Genomic DNA, 15,526 nt, shown 5'->3' with positions numbered 1-15,526 from the left:
ACATTGTCCCCGCGGATGGACGGAGAGACCATGTGACGACAACCTATCCGACGCAAGGCGGCCTCGCCGCGCCCGCAGCCGCGAGCACCGCGCATGTGCGCGACCTGTCGCTCGACCGCGCGCGCACCTTCCTCACCATTCTGGTGCTGATTCACCATTCGGTGATCCCCTACACCCATTTCGGCCACACCGACGAAAAGTCATGGATCGGCTTCGACTGCGTCGTGCTCGCCACCGACAGCTTCTTCATGGCGATGTTCTTCATGCTGTCGGGGCTGTTCCTGTGGCCGAGCCTCGACCACCGGCCGAAGATGGGGACCTTCGCGCGTGACCGGCTGATCCGGCTCGGGATTCCATTCGCGATCGCCGCCGTCACGGTGATTCCGATCGCCTACTACGCGCTGGCGCTGCAGCAGAACCCCGACACGCGCTTCACCGAATTCTGGTGGAACATGATCACGGTCGGGCCGTGGCCGAGCGGACCGCTGTGGTTTCTGTGGGTGCTGCTGATCTTCAGCGTGGTCGGCGGCACCGCCTACCGGATCTCGCGGCGCACGCTCGATCCGCTCAACCGGCTCGCCGCGCTCGGCTTCGCGCGGCCGGGGCTCTACATCGTCGCGGTGTTCGCGATCACCGCCGTGCTCTACGTGCCGGCGCGGGTGTACTTCGGACCGAACCTGTGGTTCGAATTCGGACCGTTCTCGGTGCAGGCCAGCCGCGTGCTGCTCTATGCCGGATATTTCTTCATCGGCGCGGGAATCGGCGCGTGTCATCCGGAGCGCGGCGTGCTCAGCGCCGGCGGCAAGCTGCCGCAGCAATGGCATGTCTGGGCGCTGCTCGCGCTCGTTCCCTATGCGGCGATGTGGGGCTTCATCGGCATCAAGCGCGGCATCCTCGACAATCCGCCGGATCTGCCGGCGTGGTACGAGGCCGGCTACGGCCTCGCCTTCACCGCCTTCAGCGTCACCGTGATCTTCGCGATCCTGGCCTTCTTCCTGCGCTTCAAGCGCGCCGGCTGGAGCATCCTCGATCCGCTGCAGCACGACGCCTACGGCATCTTCCTGGTGCACTACGCCTGGATGCTGTGGCTGCAATACGCGCTGTTCAACGTCGACCTCCCGGCGATCGCCAAGGCGGCGATCGTGTTCACGCTGGGGCTGATGCTGAGTTGGGCGACCACCGCGGGCCTGCGGAAAATTCCGGGGGCGTATCGGGTGCTGTGAGCACTGACGGCTCGCCCGGACGCACGCCGCGTCATCCTAAGGTGCGCGCGCCCATGGCGTGCGCCTCGAAGGATGGGCCGCGATCGCCGGCGCTGCTACGCGTTTCCGCATCCTTCGAGGCTCGCTGCGCTCGCGCCTCAGGATGACGGCGTTGGAGCAAGCTGCGAGCCCTCGTCATTGCGAGCGAAGCGAAGCAATCCAGGGGCGCCGGGCACCGAGCTGGATTGCTTCGTCGCGGAGCCTGTACTCGGACGGCGCGAAGCGCCGATCCGGGTGCTCCTCGCAATGACGAACTCCGAACCCAAATCTTGTTGATCGCCTTCTGAGTCCTCCTCTCAGGCGACGTCACGCGCCCCGGCGACATCGGCCGCAGCCGTAAACGCGATCGGCAGCGAGGTCGGGCCCTGCAGGCCGTGCGGCGGCCGCCATTCGCACGGGCCGTCGAGGTCGAGCGTGACGAAAGCGCGCGACAGCACCAGCAGCGCCTCCTCGAGCTCGGCCTTCGCCAGATGCAGGCCGAGGCAGGTGTGCGGCCCGAAGCCGAAGGTCAGATGCGGCGCCCGCACTATTGGGCGTTCGATATCGAAGCGCTGCGGCTCTTCGAAGATGTCGGGATCGTAATTCAACGCCAGCAGCGACAGCGCCAGCGCAGTTCCCTTCGGGATGGCGAGGCCGTTGACGTCGACATCGGTCGACGCGTAGCGCGAAATGAAGCCGCCGGCCGGCGCGCAGCGCAGCACCTCGTCGACGGCGCGCCCCACGAGGTCCGGTCGCGCGCGCAGCTTCGCCCATTGGTCGGGGTTTTGCGCGAACAGATATAGCCCGCTGCCCAGCACATAGCGTGTCGTGTCGGTGCCGGCGGCGAGGAAGCCGCCGATCATGTTGACGATTTCGTGTCGCGACAGCCGGTCGCCGTCCTCTTCGGCGCGCAGCAGATGGCTGAGCATATCGTCGCCGAGCCGCGTCTCGCGTTTGTCGATCACCGGCAGAAGATAGGCGTCCATGTCGAGATGCGCCGCATAGGACACGGCCGCGGCGCCCGTTCCCATATGCATGAACGCCACCCAGTCGGCCGAGACGCGCGAGAAGAAATCGATATCCTGATCCGGGATGCCCATCAGCGCACAGACCACCGGAATCGGATACGGCCGCAGCAACGCCTCGACCGCTTCGCATCGGCCTTGCTGCAGCACCGGGGCGACGAGGTTTTCCATGATCGCGCGCATCCGCGCGCGGTAGCCTTCCACGGCGCGGGGCGACATCGCCGTCATGGTCAACTGCCGCAGCCGCAGATGATCGGGCCCCTCCATGCTGAGCAACTGTTTGGTGCGGCGCTCGATGAAGGCCGGATCGACCGTCGGGTCGGATCGCAACATCGCCAAGGCCAGATTGACGAGGCGCTTGTCGCGGAAGGCGGTGCGAACATCCTCCTGATCCTGCAGCAACAGGCCGTCCGGCAGCCGCATCGCACGCGCGTCGCGCGGCGGCAGGCGCTCCCAGAACGGACCGTCGCCGGGCAGGATGCCGGCCGATGCCGCCGGCAGCTCGGTCATCGTGATCGCTGGACTAGTCATCCCAAACTCCCAAGACGGTTCATTGGAAACACGTGCAACAGTCGGCACGGCCGGCCGGCGCGCGCGCAGCCGGTAGCGATCGCTGTTCCGCGCAAAGACAAACGCGAGGGCCCGCTACTCGGAGACCGGCTTGTCGGAGACGTCCCAGTCCTTGCCGTCGAACTGCGAGATGAACAGCGTCTTCATCGGCGTGTAGTCGTCCGCCGTGAAGCTGTGACTGATGCCTTCGAGCAGATAGGGCGGCCGGAAGCCGGCGAGTCCGATCGCCTGCTTCAACACATTGGCGCGGCGGAGGTCGTCGCCGCAGCGGCGCAGCACTTCCGCCATCGTCACGGCCTGGCCGTAGCCGGCAAAGGCGATGGTGTTGCCGGGATCGACGTTGGGCAGATATGTCTTGCGCAGATCCTCGAACGCCAGCACGTCCGGGTCGTTCGCCCACAGCGGTCCGCCGACCTCCTTGGCGTAGCGTACGGCGACGATGCCGGTGGCGTTTTCGAGGCCCGCGGCGCTCAGGATCGAGCGTCCGGTCGAACTCGAGAACAGCAGATGCAGCGGCTTCCAGCCGAGCTCGGCGACCTTGCGGATCGACTGCGACGCCGCCTTGCCGGTCGAGACGTTGAAGAACACATCCGCGCCGGATTTGGACAGATTGATCAGCTGCGAATCCACCGTCGGCTCGGTGAGGTCGTAGCTCTGCTCCATGATCACCTGCGCGGTGCCGCCCGCCTCCTGCAGCACCTTCTTGAACGGGCCGAGGAAATCGCGGCCGAAATCGTCGTTCTGATAGAGGATTCCGATCTTCGCATTCGGCCTGGTCTTCAGGACGTGCCTGGCGAGAATCCGCGCTTCGGTCGGATACAGCGGCAGCCCCGCCATGGTCCATTTGAAATTCTTCGGGTCGTTCCATTTCGACGCGCCGCTGTTGAGCAGAAGTTGCGGCACGCCTTTCGAGTTCAGATATTTGTGCACGGCGGTCTGCGGCGCGGTGCCGAGCGAACCGAACAGCGCCAGCACCTCCTCCTGCTCCACCAGCCGCCGCGTCGCCTCGACGCATTTCGGCGCGCTGTAGGAATCGTCGACGCTCAGGAACTTGATCTTGCGGCCGTTGATGCCGCCCTTCTCGTTGAGCATCTGGAAATACGCTTCGCCGACGCGGCCGAGCACGCCGTAGAGCGAGCCGGGGCCGGAATGCGGCACGGTCTGGCCGAGCTTGATCTCGGTGTCGCTCGCACCCGGATCGTAGGTCTTGGTGGCGGCCCATACGGACGGCGCCGGCAGGGTCGCGGTCAGTGCGGTGGCGAGCGCGGTGACGCTGAATTCGCGGCGTGTCGGCTTGCGGCTCATCGCTGGCGCCCTCCCATGAAGGCGCCCGTGTGAGCAGATGCAGCGGCTGATTGCGCGCGCGGTCGCGCGTCCCGACGACCGCAATGTCGCCGGGCAAAATCGAAGGTGAACACCATCGAACGAGCCTCCCTGATGTCGATGCTGATCGCATCTGTCCGTTTTCGGACTTGGGCAAACGATAATTAAACGCGTTCAATTATGCAAGTGCGTTTCACTTGAAGGCGATTTCGTCGCGCCGAAACGCTAGGATCGCGCATGCTCAGAAAGACGCCCTCGCCCGCCGGCCGCAAATCTGTTCGCAGCCGGGCCATGTCCCCCGAGGCCAAGGCCCAGGTCCGCGCGGCGTTCGTCGCGGCCGGCCGAAGGCTGCTCGCAAACAAGGATTCGGAAGGCTACTCGCTGCGCGCCGTCGCGGCGGCGGCCGGCTACTCGCCGGGCACGATCTATCAGTACTTCTCGGATCAGCGCGATCTGCTGTTCGCGATTCGCGAGCAGGACATGCTGGAAGCGACGATCGAGCTCGAGCGGATCGCCGAGGCCGAGCCCGACACCGAAAGGCGCGTGCGAAAACTGCTGCTCGGCGCGATGCGCTACTGGCTCGATCACTTCGACCATTTCGAGACCCTGTTCGCGCTGGCGCCGTCGATGCAGATCGTCCGCGGCGGCGACGGCGTCGCATTCGGCCGTTCGGCCGTGGTCGAGCGCGCTTATGCGGTGTTCGAGCGCGCTGTCGGCGCGTTTCTTCGGCAGCAGGCGAATTCTGACATCGACCCCAAGGCCGCGGTGGACTGCCTGATCGCCGCGGTCCACGGCATGATCTGGTTTCCGCACGCAACGCGGACGATGGACTGGACCCCGCCCGAGCCGATGATCGGCATGGTGATCGACGCGGTCCTGACGAGCTGGAAGCGCGGGGGGCGTCGGGAGTAATCGCGCGTCCCCCCTCAGCCGCGCGACCTCTCTTTCGTCATTCCGGGGCGCGCCTCTTGGCGCGAACCCGGAATCCATATCCCCCGAGGCTTGTTACTTGCGTACGGCATTGGCCGCGGTGTGCCCTGCCGCGGGTCCAGGCAAGAGCGCGCATCCCGGAATGACGATGGAGAGGTTGGGACAATTGGCCGGGATTCCGGGTTCGCTCGCTCCGCGAGCGTCCCGGAATGACGAACGAGAGGTGGGGCGGCGGAGCGACCGCGCACTCTGCGTCATCCTGAGGTGCGCGCTGTTGCGCGCCTCGAAGGATGGGCCGCGATGGCCGGCGCTCCGTCTCCGCATCCTTCGAGGCTCGCTACGCTCGCACCTCAGGATGACGACGTTGGAGCAGGCTGCGAGGCTCGCTGCGCGAGCGCACCGGAATGGCGTCCATAGCAAAATTCGTCATTGCGAGCGCAGCGAAGCAATCCAGAAGCGCCGAGCAGTCGGCTTCTGGATTGCTTCGTCGCTGCGCTCCTCGCAATGACGAAGTGGAGACCTGAACCGACTTACGGCTTCCCTGCCATATAGTCCGGCAGCCAGTGCTCGTGCGCATGGCGCAGCGCCTTGAGGTCGACGGCGCGTTCGCCTTCGATCTTCAGCAGATGGCCGCCGGTCGTGCCGATCTGGGTGCAGGGGACGCCGACCGATTTCAGCTTCGACAGCACCGTCAGCAGATCGTCTTCCTTCACCGTGACGAGATAGCGGGCCTGATCCTCGCCGAACCACCAGGCATGCGCGACGGTCGAATCCGGCGCCGCATCGAGCGAAGCGCCGATGGCGCCTGCGATCGCCATTTCGGCGAGCGCCACCAGCAACCCGCCGTCGGACAGGTCGTGCACCGCGGTCGCGGTGCCGGCGTGGATCATGCCGCGGACGACGTCGCCGTGGCGCTTCTCGCAGGCGAGATCGACCGGGGGCGGCGCGCCCTCTTCGCGGCCGCAGACGTCGCGCAAGTACACGGATTGACCGAGCCAGCCATGGGTCTCGCCGATCAAGAGGATCGCCTCGCCCTCGGCCTTGAAGGCGAGCGTCGCCGATTTGGTGAAGTCGTCGAGCAGGCCGACGCCGCCGATCGAGGGCGTCGGCAGGATGCCGCGGCCCGAAGTCTCATTGTAGAGCGAGACGTTGCCGGACACGATCGGGGAGTCGAGCGCGATGCAGGCCTCGGCGATGCCCTTCAGGCAGCCGACCAGCTGGCCCATGATCTCGGGCCGCTCCGGATTGCCGAAATTGAGGTTGTCGGTGATCGCCAGCGGCTTGCCGCCGACCGCGGTGATGTTGCGCCAGGCTTCGGCCACGGCCTGCTTGCCGCCTTCGTAAGGATCGGCCTCGCAATAACGCGGCGTGACGTCGACGGTGAGCGCCAGCCCCTTCGGGCCGTCCTCGACGCGCACCACCGCGGCGTCGCCACCCGGGCGCTGCAGCGTATTGCCGCCGATGACGTGGTCGTATTGCTCCCAGACCCAGCGCTTGCTGCACAGATCCGGCGTCGCCAGCAGCTTCTCCAGCGCGTCGGGCACCGGCATCGGCGCGTTCACCTCGCGGGCGTGGATCACCGGCAGTTTCGGCGACGGCACGTGCGGGCGGTCGTACAGCGGCGCCTCGTCGCCGAGTTCCTTGATCGGCAGATCGGCCTTCACCGCGCCGCCATGCTTGACGACGAAGCGCTTGGTCGGCGTGGTGTAGCCGACGATCGCGAAGTCGAGGCCCCACTTCTTGAAGATCTCTTCGGCTTCCTTTTCCTTCTCCGGCTTCAGCACCATGAGCATGCGCTCCTGGCTTTCGGAGAGCATCATCTCATAGGCGGTCATGCCGGTCTCGCGGGTCGGCACCGCGTCGAGATCGAGATCGACGCCGAGGTCGCCCTTGGCGCCCATCTCCACCGCCGAGCAGGTCAGCCCGGCCGCGCCCATGTCCTGGATCGCGATCACGCAATCCTTGGCCATGATCTCCAGACAGGCCTCCAGCAGCAGTTTCTCGGCGAAGGGGTCGCCGACCTGCACGGTCGGGCGCTTTTCCTCGGAGCCCTCGTCGAACTCGGCCGACGCCATGGTGGCGCCGCCCATGCCGTCGCGGCCGGTCTTCGAGCCGAGATAGACGATCGGCATGCCGACGCCCGACGCCGCGGCGAGGAAGATCTTGTCCGAATCCGCGAGGCCGACCGCCATCGCGTTGACCAGGATGTTGCCGTCGTAGCGGGTGTGGAACCGGGTCTGACCGCCGACTGTGGGCACCCCGAACGAATTGCCATAGCCGCCGATGCCGGCGACCACGCCCGAGACGAGGTGGCGGGTCTTGGGATGGCTCGGATCGCCGAAGGAGAGCGCATTGAGGCAGGCGATCGGCCGTGCCCCCATGGTGAAGACGTCGCGCAGGATGCCGCCGACGCCGGTGGTGGCGCCCTGATACGGCTCGATATAGCTCGGGTGGTTGTGGCTCTCCATCTTGAAGACCACCGCCTGATTGTCGCCGATGTCGATCACGCCGGCGTTCTCGCCCGGCCCCTGCAGCACCCACGGCGCCTTGGTCGGCAACGAGCGCAGGTGAATCCGCGACGATTTGTACGAGCAATGCTCGTTCCACATCGCCGAGAAAATGCCGAGCTCGGTGAACGTCGGCTCGCGCCCGATCAGGTCGAGAATCCGCTGATATTCGTCCGGCTTGAGGCCATGGCTGGCGATCAGTTCCGGGGTGATCTTCGGCTCGGGAGCGGACATTTCGGCGCAAATCCTCGTTCGCCGGCGAGCCGGCGGGGTGGGCTGTTGTTTAGAAAGATCGGGTGGATGGGGAAAGGGTTTTTTGGGTGGATTCGGCAGCCGAGTTCGGCCCTCAGCCGGGCCGCGGTCGCAGCGGGCTCCTTCTCCCCGCTCTGCGCGGGGAGAAGGGTGGGATGAGGGGCGTGGCATTGAGTCGGCCACAGTAGCGGGTCTCGCAGGGATGCCGCGAGCGGCCGGCGCCATGCCGGCCTGAGAGGCCGAGTTCGGATTGACGGCAGTGCCCGGCCCCTCACCCGTCACGCATCTGCGATGCGTGCCGACCTCTCCCCGCAAAAGGGCGGGGAGAGGTTAAGAGCGCCTCAGGCCGCCACCGCCGGCAGTGCCGCCAGCGCGGTTTCCAGATCGGCTTCGTTGTAGTCGACGTCGACCAGCTTGCCCTCGAAGTAGTTGATGTAGGCCTGCATGTCGAAATGGCCGTGGCCGGAAAGGTTGAACAGGATGGTCTCCGCCTTGCCTTCTGCCTTGCAGCGCAGCGCCTCGTCGATCGCGCAGCGCACCGCATGGGTCGATTCCGGCGCCGGCACGATGCCCTCGGTGCGGGCGAACTGCACGCCGGCTTCGAAACAGCCGACCTGCTTGTAGGCGCGCGCCTCGATCAGGCCGAGCTCATAGGCGTGCGACACCATCCCGCTCATGCCGTGATAGCGCAGGCCGCCGGCGTGAAAGCCCGGCGGAATGAAGGTCGAGCCGAGCGTGTGCATCTTCACCAAGGGCGTGAGATGCGCGGTGTCGCCGAAGTCGTAGGCGTAGGTGCCGCGCGTCAGCGTCGGGCACGCCGCCGGCTCGACCGCGATGATCCGCCGCGTGCGGCCGCCGCGCAGTTGCAGGCCGAGGAACGGGAACGCCAGGCCGGCGAAATTCGAGCCGCCGCCGGCGCAGCCGATGATCACGTCGGGATCGTCACCCGCCATCTCACACTGCTTGATCGCCTCCTGGCCGATGATGGTCTGGTGCAGCATGACGTGATTGAGCACCGAGCCGAGCGCGTATTTGATGTCCGGATTCTTCGCGGCGACTTCGACCGCTTCGGAGATCGCGATGCCGAGCGAGCCGGGGCTGTCGGGGTTCTGTGCCAGGATGGCGCGGCCGGACTCGGTTTCGGTCGAGGGCGAGGCGATGCAGCGCGCGCCGTAGGTTTCCATCAGCGCGCGGCGATACGGTTTCTGGTCGAACGAGATCCGGACCTGGAACACCAGCACGTCGAGCCCGAACAGCGAACCCGCGAACGCCAGCGACGAGCCCCACTGCCCGGCGCCGGTCTCGGTCGACAGCTTCCTGATGCCGGCCTCTTTGTTGTACCAGGCCTGCGGCACGGCGGTGTTCGGCTTGTGCGAGCCGGCCGGCGAGACGCCTTCGTATTTGTAGTAGATCTTCGCCGGGGTGCCGAGCGCCTGCTCGAGGCGGCGCGCACGCACCAGCGGCGACGGACGCCACATCCGGAACACGTCGCGCACCGGCGCGGGAATATCGATGTAGCGATCGGTCGCGACCTCCTGGAGGATCAACTCCATCGGAAACAGCGGCTCCAGATCGCTCGGGCCGACCGGCTGGTGCGTGCCCGGATGCAGCACGTCGGGCACCGGCTTGGGAAAGTCGGCATTGAGATTGTACCAGGACTTCGGGATGTTCTCCTCGTCCAGGACGTACTTGATCTGGTCGCTCATTCTGTTCTCCCTCAGGCGGCCCCTTGGTGCGGCCGGGAGGGTAATACAGCGCGCGGCGGCCTGCCAATTGCGCCGTGTCAATTGAATCACGCCGGCCGCACAAGGCTGCGATTTGCATTGCAGCGCATCATCGGTTTTATGGAAGGGACTCGACCAAAGGATAATTCCGCCGTGCAGCAGACAGCCGACACCACCCACTCCCACCGCCCCGACCTCACGATCGCGACCGAGGGCGAATTCGCCGGCTGGCGCACCTGGACGCGCGACACCTTCGAATCCCACAACGGCCCGTTCTGGCACCGCCTCGACGACGACGGCCGCGTGCGCTGCGCCTTCCGGGTCGAGAAGAAGCATCTCAACGGCATGAAGGCCGTGCACGGCGGCTGCTTCATGACCTTCGCCGACTACTGCCTGTTCGCGATCGCCACCAGGGAGCTCGACGGACCGGGCGTGACGGTCGCGTTCGGCGCCGAATTCCTCGACGCGGCATTCGAAGGCGAACTGATCGAAGCCACCGGCGAAGTGACCCGCGCCGGCAAGTCGCTGATCTTCGTCCGCGGCATGCTGAAAAGCGGCGAGCGGCCGCTGTTCACGTTTTCAGGGACGATCAAGCGGGTAAGGCGGAAGGTGCCGGCGACCGAAGTGGCGGATAGTCACTGAGGGCGAGCACGGCCTTTCCCCGTCATTCCGGGGCGCGCATAGCGCGAACCCGGAATCCATAGCCCCTGGACGAATGGCTGATCAAAGAGCGCTGCAACGCCGCGTGTCATCGAGGCCGCGCATCATCGAGAATGCAGTGGTTATGGATTCCGGGTTCGCTCACTGCGTGAGCGCCCCGGAATGACGAACGAGGGGCTTGTCATCCGCGGTGAGCACGACAAGGTCGTTCTGACGAAGAAGATGGATTGCCGGGGCGAGCCCGGCAATGACAGCTAATAACTACGCCGCCCGCTTCAGATGCGCCGCCAGCCCGGCGAACAGGCCGCGGCCGTCGGTGCAGCCCATGATGTCTTCGACGTGGTTTTCCGGATGCGGCATCATGCCCAGCACATTGCCGCGCTCGTTGACGATGCCGGCGATCGAGGCGGCGGCGCCGTTGATGTTCGAGCTCTCGCCGATCTCGCCCTCGGGCGAGCAATAGCGATACAGCACCCGGCCGTCGCTCTCGAGCCGCTTCACGGTGTCTTCGTCGGCCTCGTAATTGCCTTCGCCGTGCGCGACCGGGACCTTGATCACCTGACCGGCCGTATAGCCGCGGGTGAACGGGCTGTCGTTGCGCTCGACCCGCAGATGCACGTCGCGGCAGATGAATTTCAGCCGCGCGTTGCGCATCAACACACCGGGCAGCAGCCCCGACTCGCACAGGATCTGGAAGCCGTTGCAGACGCCGAGCACCAGGCCGCCGCCACTCGCGAATTTGCGGACCGCGTCCATCACCGGCGCCCGCGCCGCGATCGCGCCGCAGCGCAGATAATCGCCGTAGGAGAAGCCGCCCGGCACCACCACGAGGTCGGTGCCGTTCGGCAGTTCGGTGTCGGCATGCCACACCATCGCGGCGTCATGGCCGGAGACGAGCTTGAGCGCGCGCGCCATGTCGCGCTCGCGATTGATGCCGGGGAAGACGAGGACAGCGGATTTCATGCAATTTCCGATTTCGCGTAAAGCGGGCCTGGGATGATCTCGTCCACTGCGATTAGTTAGGTCGACATCGTCGGCGCGTCATTCAGGTCGAGACGGCGCTCAATATGTTCGAGCCGACCATCGAAGCGACCGAGGATTGCGTATACATTCTGGACGTCCTGTTGCATGGAAATCAAATAGCCACGCATGGCGTTCATTTCGGACTTTAGTTCGTCGACCTTATGGTCGACCTTGTCCAATCGCTGCTGAACCTGCTTCAGCACTTCAAGAATCAACTCATTGCTCACTTCAGCCATGACCTGATCCTCTGAACTTGAACTTAGCCCAGCACCTCGACGCGATAATTCTCGATCACGGTGTTGGCGAGCAGCTTGTCGGCGGCGTCTTTCAGCGCGGCTTCGGCCTTGGCCGGATCGGCGCCGGCGAGTTCGATGTCGAACACCTTGCCCTGCCGCACGCTGGCGATGCCGGCGACGCCGAGCGACTTCAGCGCGCCCTCGATCGCCTTGCCCTGGGGATCGAGGATCCCGTTCTTCAATGTGACTGTAACGCGTGCCTTCATGGTCCCCTCGTCGTGTCGGATAGAGCCTCTGCCCTATCCGTCATTCCGGGGCGCTCGCGCAGCGAGCGAACCCGGAATCTCGATCGTTCAATAACTTCTGGATTCCGGGTTCGCGCTACGCGCGCCCCGGAATGACGTCGCTAGCGGCTGTCATCCTTCGAGGCGAGCCGAAGCCGGCTCGCACCTCAGGATGACGGCGGCGGATGCGGCGCGCGTCAGCCCTTCACCAGCACCGGGCCGGAGCCGGCCGGGCGCTCGTTTTCCATCAGGATGCCGAGGCGCTTGGCGACTTCGGTATAGGCCTCCAGGAGGCCGCCGAGGTCGCGGCGGAAGCGGTCCTTGTCGAGCTTCTCGTTCGACTTGATGTCCCACAGCCGGCACGAATCCGGCGAGATCTCGTCGGCGACGATGATCCGCATCATGTCGTTTTCGAACAATCGGCCGCATTCCATCTTGAAGTCGACCAGGCGGATGCCGATGCCCAAAAACAGCCCGGTGAGGAAATCATTGACGCGGATCGCCAGCGCCATGATGTCGTCGATCTCCTGCGGGGTCGCCCAGCCGAACGCGGTGATGTGCTCTTCCGAGACCATCGGGTCGTTGAGCTGGTCGTTCTTGTAATAGAACTCGATGATCGAGCGCGGCAATTGGGTGCCTTCCTCGATCCCGAGCCGCTGCGACAGCGAGCCGGCGGCGACGTTGCGCACCACCACCTCGAGCGGCACGATCTCGACTTCGCGGATCAGTTGCTCGCGCATGTTCAGCCGGCGGATGAAATGCGTCGGCACCCCGATGTCGTTGAGGTGCTGAAACAGGTACTCCGAGATCCGGTTGTTGAGGACGCCCTTGCCCTCGATCACCTGATGCTTCTTGGCGTTGAACGCGGTAGCGTCGTCCTTGAAGTGCTGAATCAGGGTTCCAGGTTCGGGGCCTTCATACAGCACCTTGGCCTTGCCTTCATAAATGCGACGTCGCCGGCTCATGGGGATGTACCGTGTTTTGTTGAAATCCATGGATGGGTGGCTCCGTCTGACGATTGGGACCCACGGCGGAGCTGCCGTGAAGGCCGGAACAGGAAACAGAACAAGAACCTAGCCTTGCCGCAACCTAGCTGATTGGGGGCCCCGGCACAATCGATCCGGCCGGTCGCACCGAAGTTTTACCCGCCGCCTGCGCTGTTGTGGGCGGTTGTCATTGTGGTTCCTGCTGGATATCTAGGCATCCGAACCGCCCACCGCAAACCGGCGGGGCCCCGTCCCCCCGCAGAGAGATCGGAATTCGCACATGACCAGTTTCGACAAGCGCGAAGAAGGCTTCGAGAGGAAGTTCGCGCTCGACGAAGAGCAGAAATTCAAGGCCGAGGCGCGCCGCTCCAAGCTGCTCGGCCTGTGGGTGGCCGAAAAGCTCGGCCTGTCCGGCGACGCCGCCGCGGCTTACGCCAAGGATGTGGTGATCTCGGACCTCGAAGAGGCCGGCGACGCCGACGTGATCCGCAAGGTCACCAAGGACCTCACCGACAAGGGCATCACGGTGTCCGAGCAGGAACTGCGGCTGAAGATGGGCGAATTCCTCGCCCAGGCGGCGATCGAGATCAAGGCCGGCAAATAAGCCGCGTCGGGCGGGCGCGCCGCGGCGTGCGCCTGATCCCTTTGTCGGAGAATCGATGCTGAAATGCCCGGGCTGGTCCCGGGCATTTTGTTGCGCTTCGGCCGCCCCGGAATGACAAAATTCTACTTCCCCCCGAACACCCCGTTCAACTCCGCCCCCTTCGCCGCCCCGGCGAATGCCGTGAACGTCCCCTCCTCGGCGATCTCGCGCGCCGCGTTCAGAAACCCGGCCCAGGCCGACCGCGCCAGTGCGCCGCCCACGCTGATGCGGCGGACGCCGAGGTCGGCGAGTGCGGCGACCGTCATGGTCGGCTGCACGATCAGCACGTTGAGCGGCTTCGGCGCGATCGCCTTCACCAGCGCGGTGATCTCCGCTTCGGTCGACACGCCCGGCGCATACAGGCAATCGGCGCCGGCCTCGGCGAAGGCGACCAGCCGCGCCGTGGTCTTGCCGAGATCGCGCTCGCCCCACAGAAAACCCTCGCAGCGCGCCACCAGCAGTACGTCCTCGCCAGTGGCATCGATCGCGGCGCGCGCAGCCGCGATCCGTTCGACGCCGAGCGCGTCGTCGTACAGCGGCCGCGATGAGTCGCCGGTGGAATTCTCGATCGACAGGCCGGCGATCCCGGTCGCCACCGCGCGGGTGACATTAGCGGCGACGCCTTCGGGCGCGTCGGCGAATCCGCCTTCGAAATCGGCGTTGACCGGCAGATCGACCGCGGCGCTCAGCGTCGTCAGATGCGCCAGCACGTCGTCGCAGCTGACGCGATTGTCGGCGCGCCCGGTCGACCACGCATAGCCCGAACTGGTCGAGGCCAGCGCCTGAAACCCGAGATGCTGCAACAGCCGCGCCGAGCCGACATCCCACGGATTCGGCAGCACGAAGCAGCCGGAGGCGTGCAGCTTGCGGAACGCGGCGCGCTTGGCGGCGGTGGGGACGGGCATCGGCGGGCTCCCTGTTGGTTTTGCGCCAGGCTAGCACGACGCCCGCGTCGGTCGAGCGATCCGGCGCGCCGACCTGTCCCACCTTGCGACAGCCCGTCCCGCCCGTCTTAACGTTCGGAACGCCAGCGGAACAAAGCGGCGACGAATCACCGCGAATCGTGACGTCCGGAGCGGACCGCCCGGATCTGGCGCGCGGCTGCGCCGATGCACACAAGCTCTGGGAGCGGATGTTCGCCCGGCCAGCTGCGGCTCACGGCGAAACATTAACGCCGGAGTGCGCCGGCTGGCGGAATGGCTAAGGCTGCGGCTTCAGACTGATCAGCGACTGGATTGATCCGCTGACGTGATAGCCTTGGGGCTGCTGCAACTGCTGCGGCCGGGATTCGGACTGCCGGATATTGCTGTTGACGGATTCCAGCTTGCAGTCCCTGGCGATCGTGCTGCGCAGCGTCTCGCACTCCCGCATCGCCAGCTGATAGACGATCTTGCGCGCCTGATCGATCTTCTGCGGCAGCTCGTCCCCGGACACGGCGCCGGGCAGGAAGAAGGTGAGATTGGTCTGGATCCGGACCGGCGTGCTTTGCCCGTCGGCCCCAGCCGGCGCCGTCTGCGCGGCGACAGGACCGACCAGCAACACAGCAGCGGTCGCGGCGAGCAAACAATACTTCAATGGTAACATGACACATCCTCCGACAAGAATGGCGCGAGGTTATCATCGCCGGATTGAGGCACGATGAAATGGCTCGGCGAAGGACGCGGATGTCATGGAAGGATGGGTTCACCACGGATGGGCCGGACGAAGAACAACAGGGTCTCTCTCAGGGCCGCCCGGCATCAGCGCGGCGACATACAGGAAGAATATCAACTATCCCCGGGTATCGCTGCGCTCACCCGGGCTACGCTTGCTGCAGGGTAACAGCACGAACATTGATGGTCACGGTTTCTTGATCCAAGAGGCGAACGACTGAGGGGGCCGCAAGATGGAAGACTACTATACGTGGGAAGAACCAGCGCCTTTGGACAGAGGCGATAGACAAAATCGACTTGCCTAACGCACCACGATCTATGGCGCATCTGACTAGTGACTACTTCGCGCATTCTGCGCCCCCAACCCCGACGCTCGGTTTTCGCAACGCCTATCCGTCACCACTCGTCGCGAAATGCCGCAAAAGATCACTTGTTGTGAATTCGGCACTGAGAACTATATAGCTCGATCA

At 65.3% G+C, this 15,526-nt stretch carries 14 protein-coding genes; 4 read left to right on the top strand and 10 right to left on the bottom strand.

Annotated features, from left to right (window positions below; genetic code table 11):
• Positions 1–32 precede the first annotated feature (32 nt).
• Entirely contained in the window at positions 33–1,223 is a 1,191-nt protein-coding gene (locus tag ACTZWT_RS09060; RefSeq protein ID WP_444769348.1) for an acyltransferase family protein, read from the top strand.
• 335 nt (positions 1,224–1,558) lie between these two features.
• Here the strand turns inward: ACTZWT_RS09060 and ACTZWT_RS09055 are convergent, their stop codons facing one another.
• Both ACTZWT_RS09055 and ACTZWT_RS09050 read right to left on the bottom strand, forming a co-directional pair.
• Entirely contained in the window at positions 1,559–2,797 is a 1,239-nt protein-coding gene (locus ACTZWT_RS09055) for a cytochrome P450 (protein ID WP_444769347.1), read from the bottom strand.
• A gap of 114 nt (positions 2,798–2,911) precedes the next feature.
• Positions 2,912–4,141: an ABC transporter substrate-binding protein gene (locus ACTZWT_RS09050; protein WP_444769346.1), complete on the bottom strand. Its 1,230-nt coding sequence runs from the start codon at positions 4,139–4,141 to the stop codon at positions 2,912–2,914.
• A 309-nt stretch (positions 4,142–4,450) separates the two neighbouring features.
• On the opposite strand from ACTZWT_RS09050, the gene ACTZWT_RS09045 reads away from it, so the two are divergent.
• On the top strand, positions 4,451–5,071 hold the full coding sequence (locus tag ACTZWT_RS09045) for a TetR/AcrR family transcriptional regulator (protein ID WP_444769345.1): 621 nt from the start codon (positions 4,451–4,453) through the stop codon (positions 5,069–5,071).
• Positions 5,072–5,619: 548 nt separating this feature from the next.
• Here ACTZWT_RS09045 and purL read toward each other — a convergent pair.
• Together purL and ACTZWT_RS09035 are read right to left on the bottom strand one after the other, a co-directional pair.
• Positions 5,620–7,830: a phosphoribosylformylglycinamidine synthase subunit PurL gene (gene purL, locus ACTZWT_RS09040; protein ID WP_444769344.1), complete on the bottom strand. Its 2,211-nt coding sequence runs from the start codon at positions 7,828–7,830 to the stop codon at positions 5,620–5,622.
• A 359-nt stretch (positions 7,831–8,189) separates the two neighbouring features.
• A complete protein-coding gene (locus tag ACTZWT_RS09035; protein ID WP_444769343.1) occupies positions 8,190–9,554 on the bottom strand; it encodes a TrpB-like pyridoxal phosphate-dependent enzyme in 1,365 nt (454 codons plus the stop codon).
• 138 nt (positions 9,555–9,692) lie between these two features.
• Here ACTZWT_RS09035 and ACTZWT_RS09030 point away from each other — a divergent pair, with 138 nt between their 5' ends.
• On the top strand, positions 9,693–10,214 hold the full coding sequence (locus tag ACTZWT_RS09030) for a PaaI family thioesterase (RefSeq protein ID WP_444769883.1): 522 nt from the start codon (positions 9,693–9,695) through the stop codon (positions 10,212–10,214).
• Positions 10,215–10,493: 279 nt separating this feature from the next.
• Here the strand turns inward: ACTZWT_RS09030 and purQ are convergent, their stop codons facing one another.
• From purQ to purC, 4 genes are all read right to left on the bottom strand, one after another.
• Positions 10,494–11,195: a phosphoribosylformylglycinamidine synthase subunit PurQ gene (purQ, locus tag ACTZWT_RS09025; RefSeq protein WP_444769342.1), complete on the bottom strand. Its 702-nt coding sequence runs from the start codon at positions 11,193–11,195 to the stop codon at positions 10,494–10,496.
• A gap of 56 nt (positions 11,196–11,251) precedes the next feature.
• Positions 11,252–11,491, bottom strand: a complete 240-nt coding sequence (locus ACTZWT_RS09020; RefSeq protein ID WP_444769341.1) for a hypothetical protein — start codon at positions 11,489–11,491, stop codon at positions 11,252–11,254.
• Positions 11,492–11,514: 23 nt separating this feature from the next.
• Entirely contained in the window at positions 11,515–11,757 is a 243-nt protein-coding gene (purS, locus tag ACTZWT_RS09015) for a phosphoribosylformylglycinamidine synthase subunit PurS (protein ID WP_444769340.1), read from the bottom strand.
• Positions 11,758–11,972: 215 nt separating this feature from the next.
• The gene (gene purC, locus ACTZWT_RS09010; RefSeq protein ID WP_011442598.1) at positions 11,973–12,740 is read right to left on the bottom strand and encodes a phosphoribosylaminoimidazolesuccinocarboxamide synthase; all 768 of its coding nucleotides are present in this window, start codon (positions 12,738–12,740) and stop codon (positions 11,973–11,975) included.
• A gap of 301 nt (positions 12,741–13,041) precedes the next feature.
• Here purC and ACTZWT_RS09005 point away from each other — a divergent pair, with 301 nt between their 5' ends.
• Positions 13,042–13,365 carry a DUF1476 domain-containing protein gene (locus tag ACTZWT_RS09005; protein WP_444769339.1) on the top strand — a complete coding sequence of 108 codons (324 nt, stop codon included), beginning with the start codon at positions 13,042–13,044 and terminating at the stop codon, positions 13,363–13,365.
• Positions 13,366–13,487: 122 nt separating this feature from the next.
• Here the strand turns inward: ACTZWT_RS09005 and ACTZWT_RS09000 are convergent, their stop codons facing one another.
• Entirely contained in the window at positions 13,488–14,309 is an 822-nt protein-coding gene (locus ACTZWT_RS09000; RefSeq protein ID WP_444769338.1) for an isocitrate lyase/PEP mutase family protein, read from the bottom strand.
• A gap of 295 nt (positions 14,310–14,604) precedes the next feature.
• A complete protein-coding gene (locus tag ACTZWT_RS08995) occupies positions 14,605–14,988 on the bottom strand; it encodes a hypothetical protein (protein ID WP_444769337.1) in 384 nt (127 codons plus the stop codon).
• Between the last annotated feature and the right edge of the window lie 538 nt (positions 14,989–15,526).

Source organism: Rhodopseudomonas sp. NSM, assembly GCF_052445935.1.
Classification (GTDB): Bacteria; Pseudomonadota; Alphaproteobacteria; order Rhizobiales; family Xanthobacteraceae; genus Rhodopseudomonas.
This window is presented reverse-complemented; position numbering and strand designations above follow the sequence as displayed.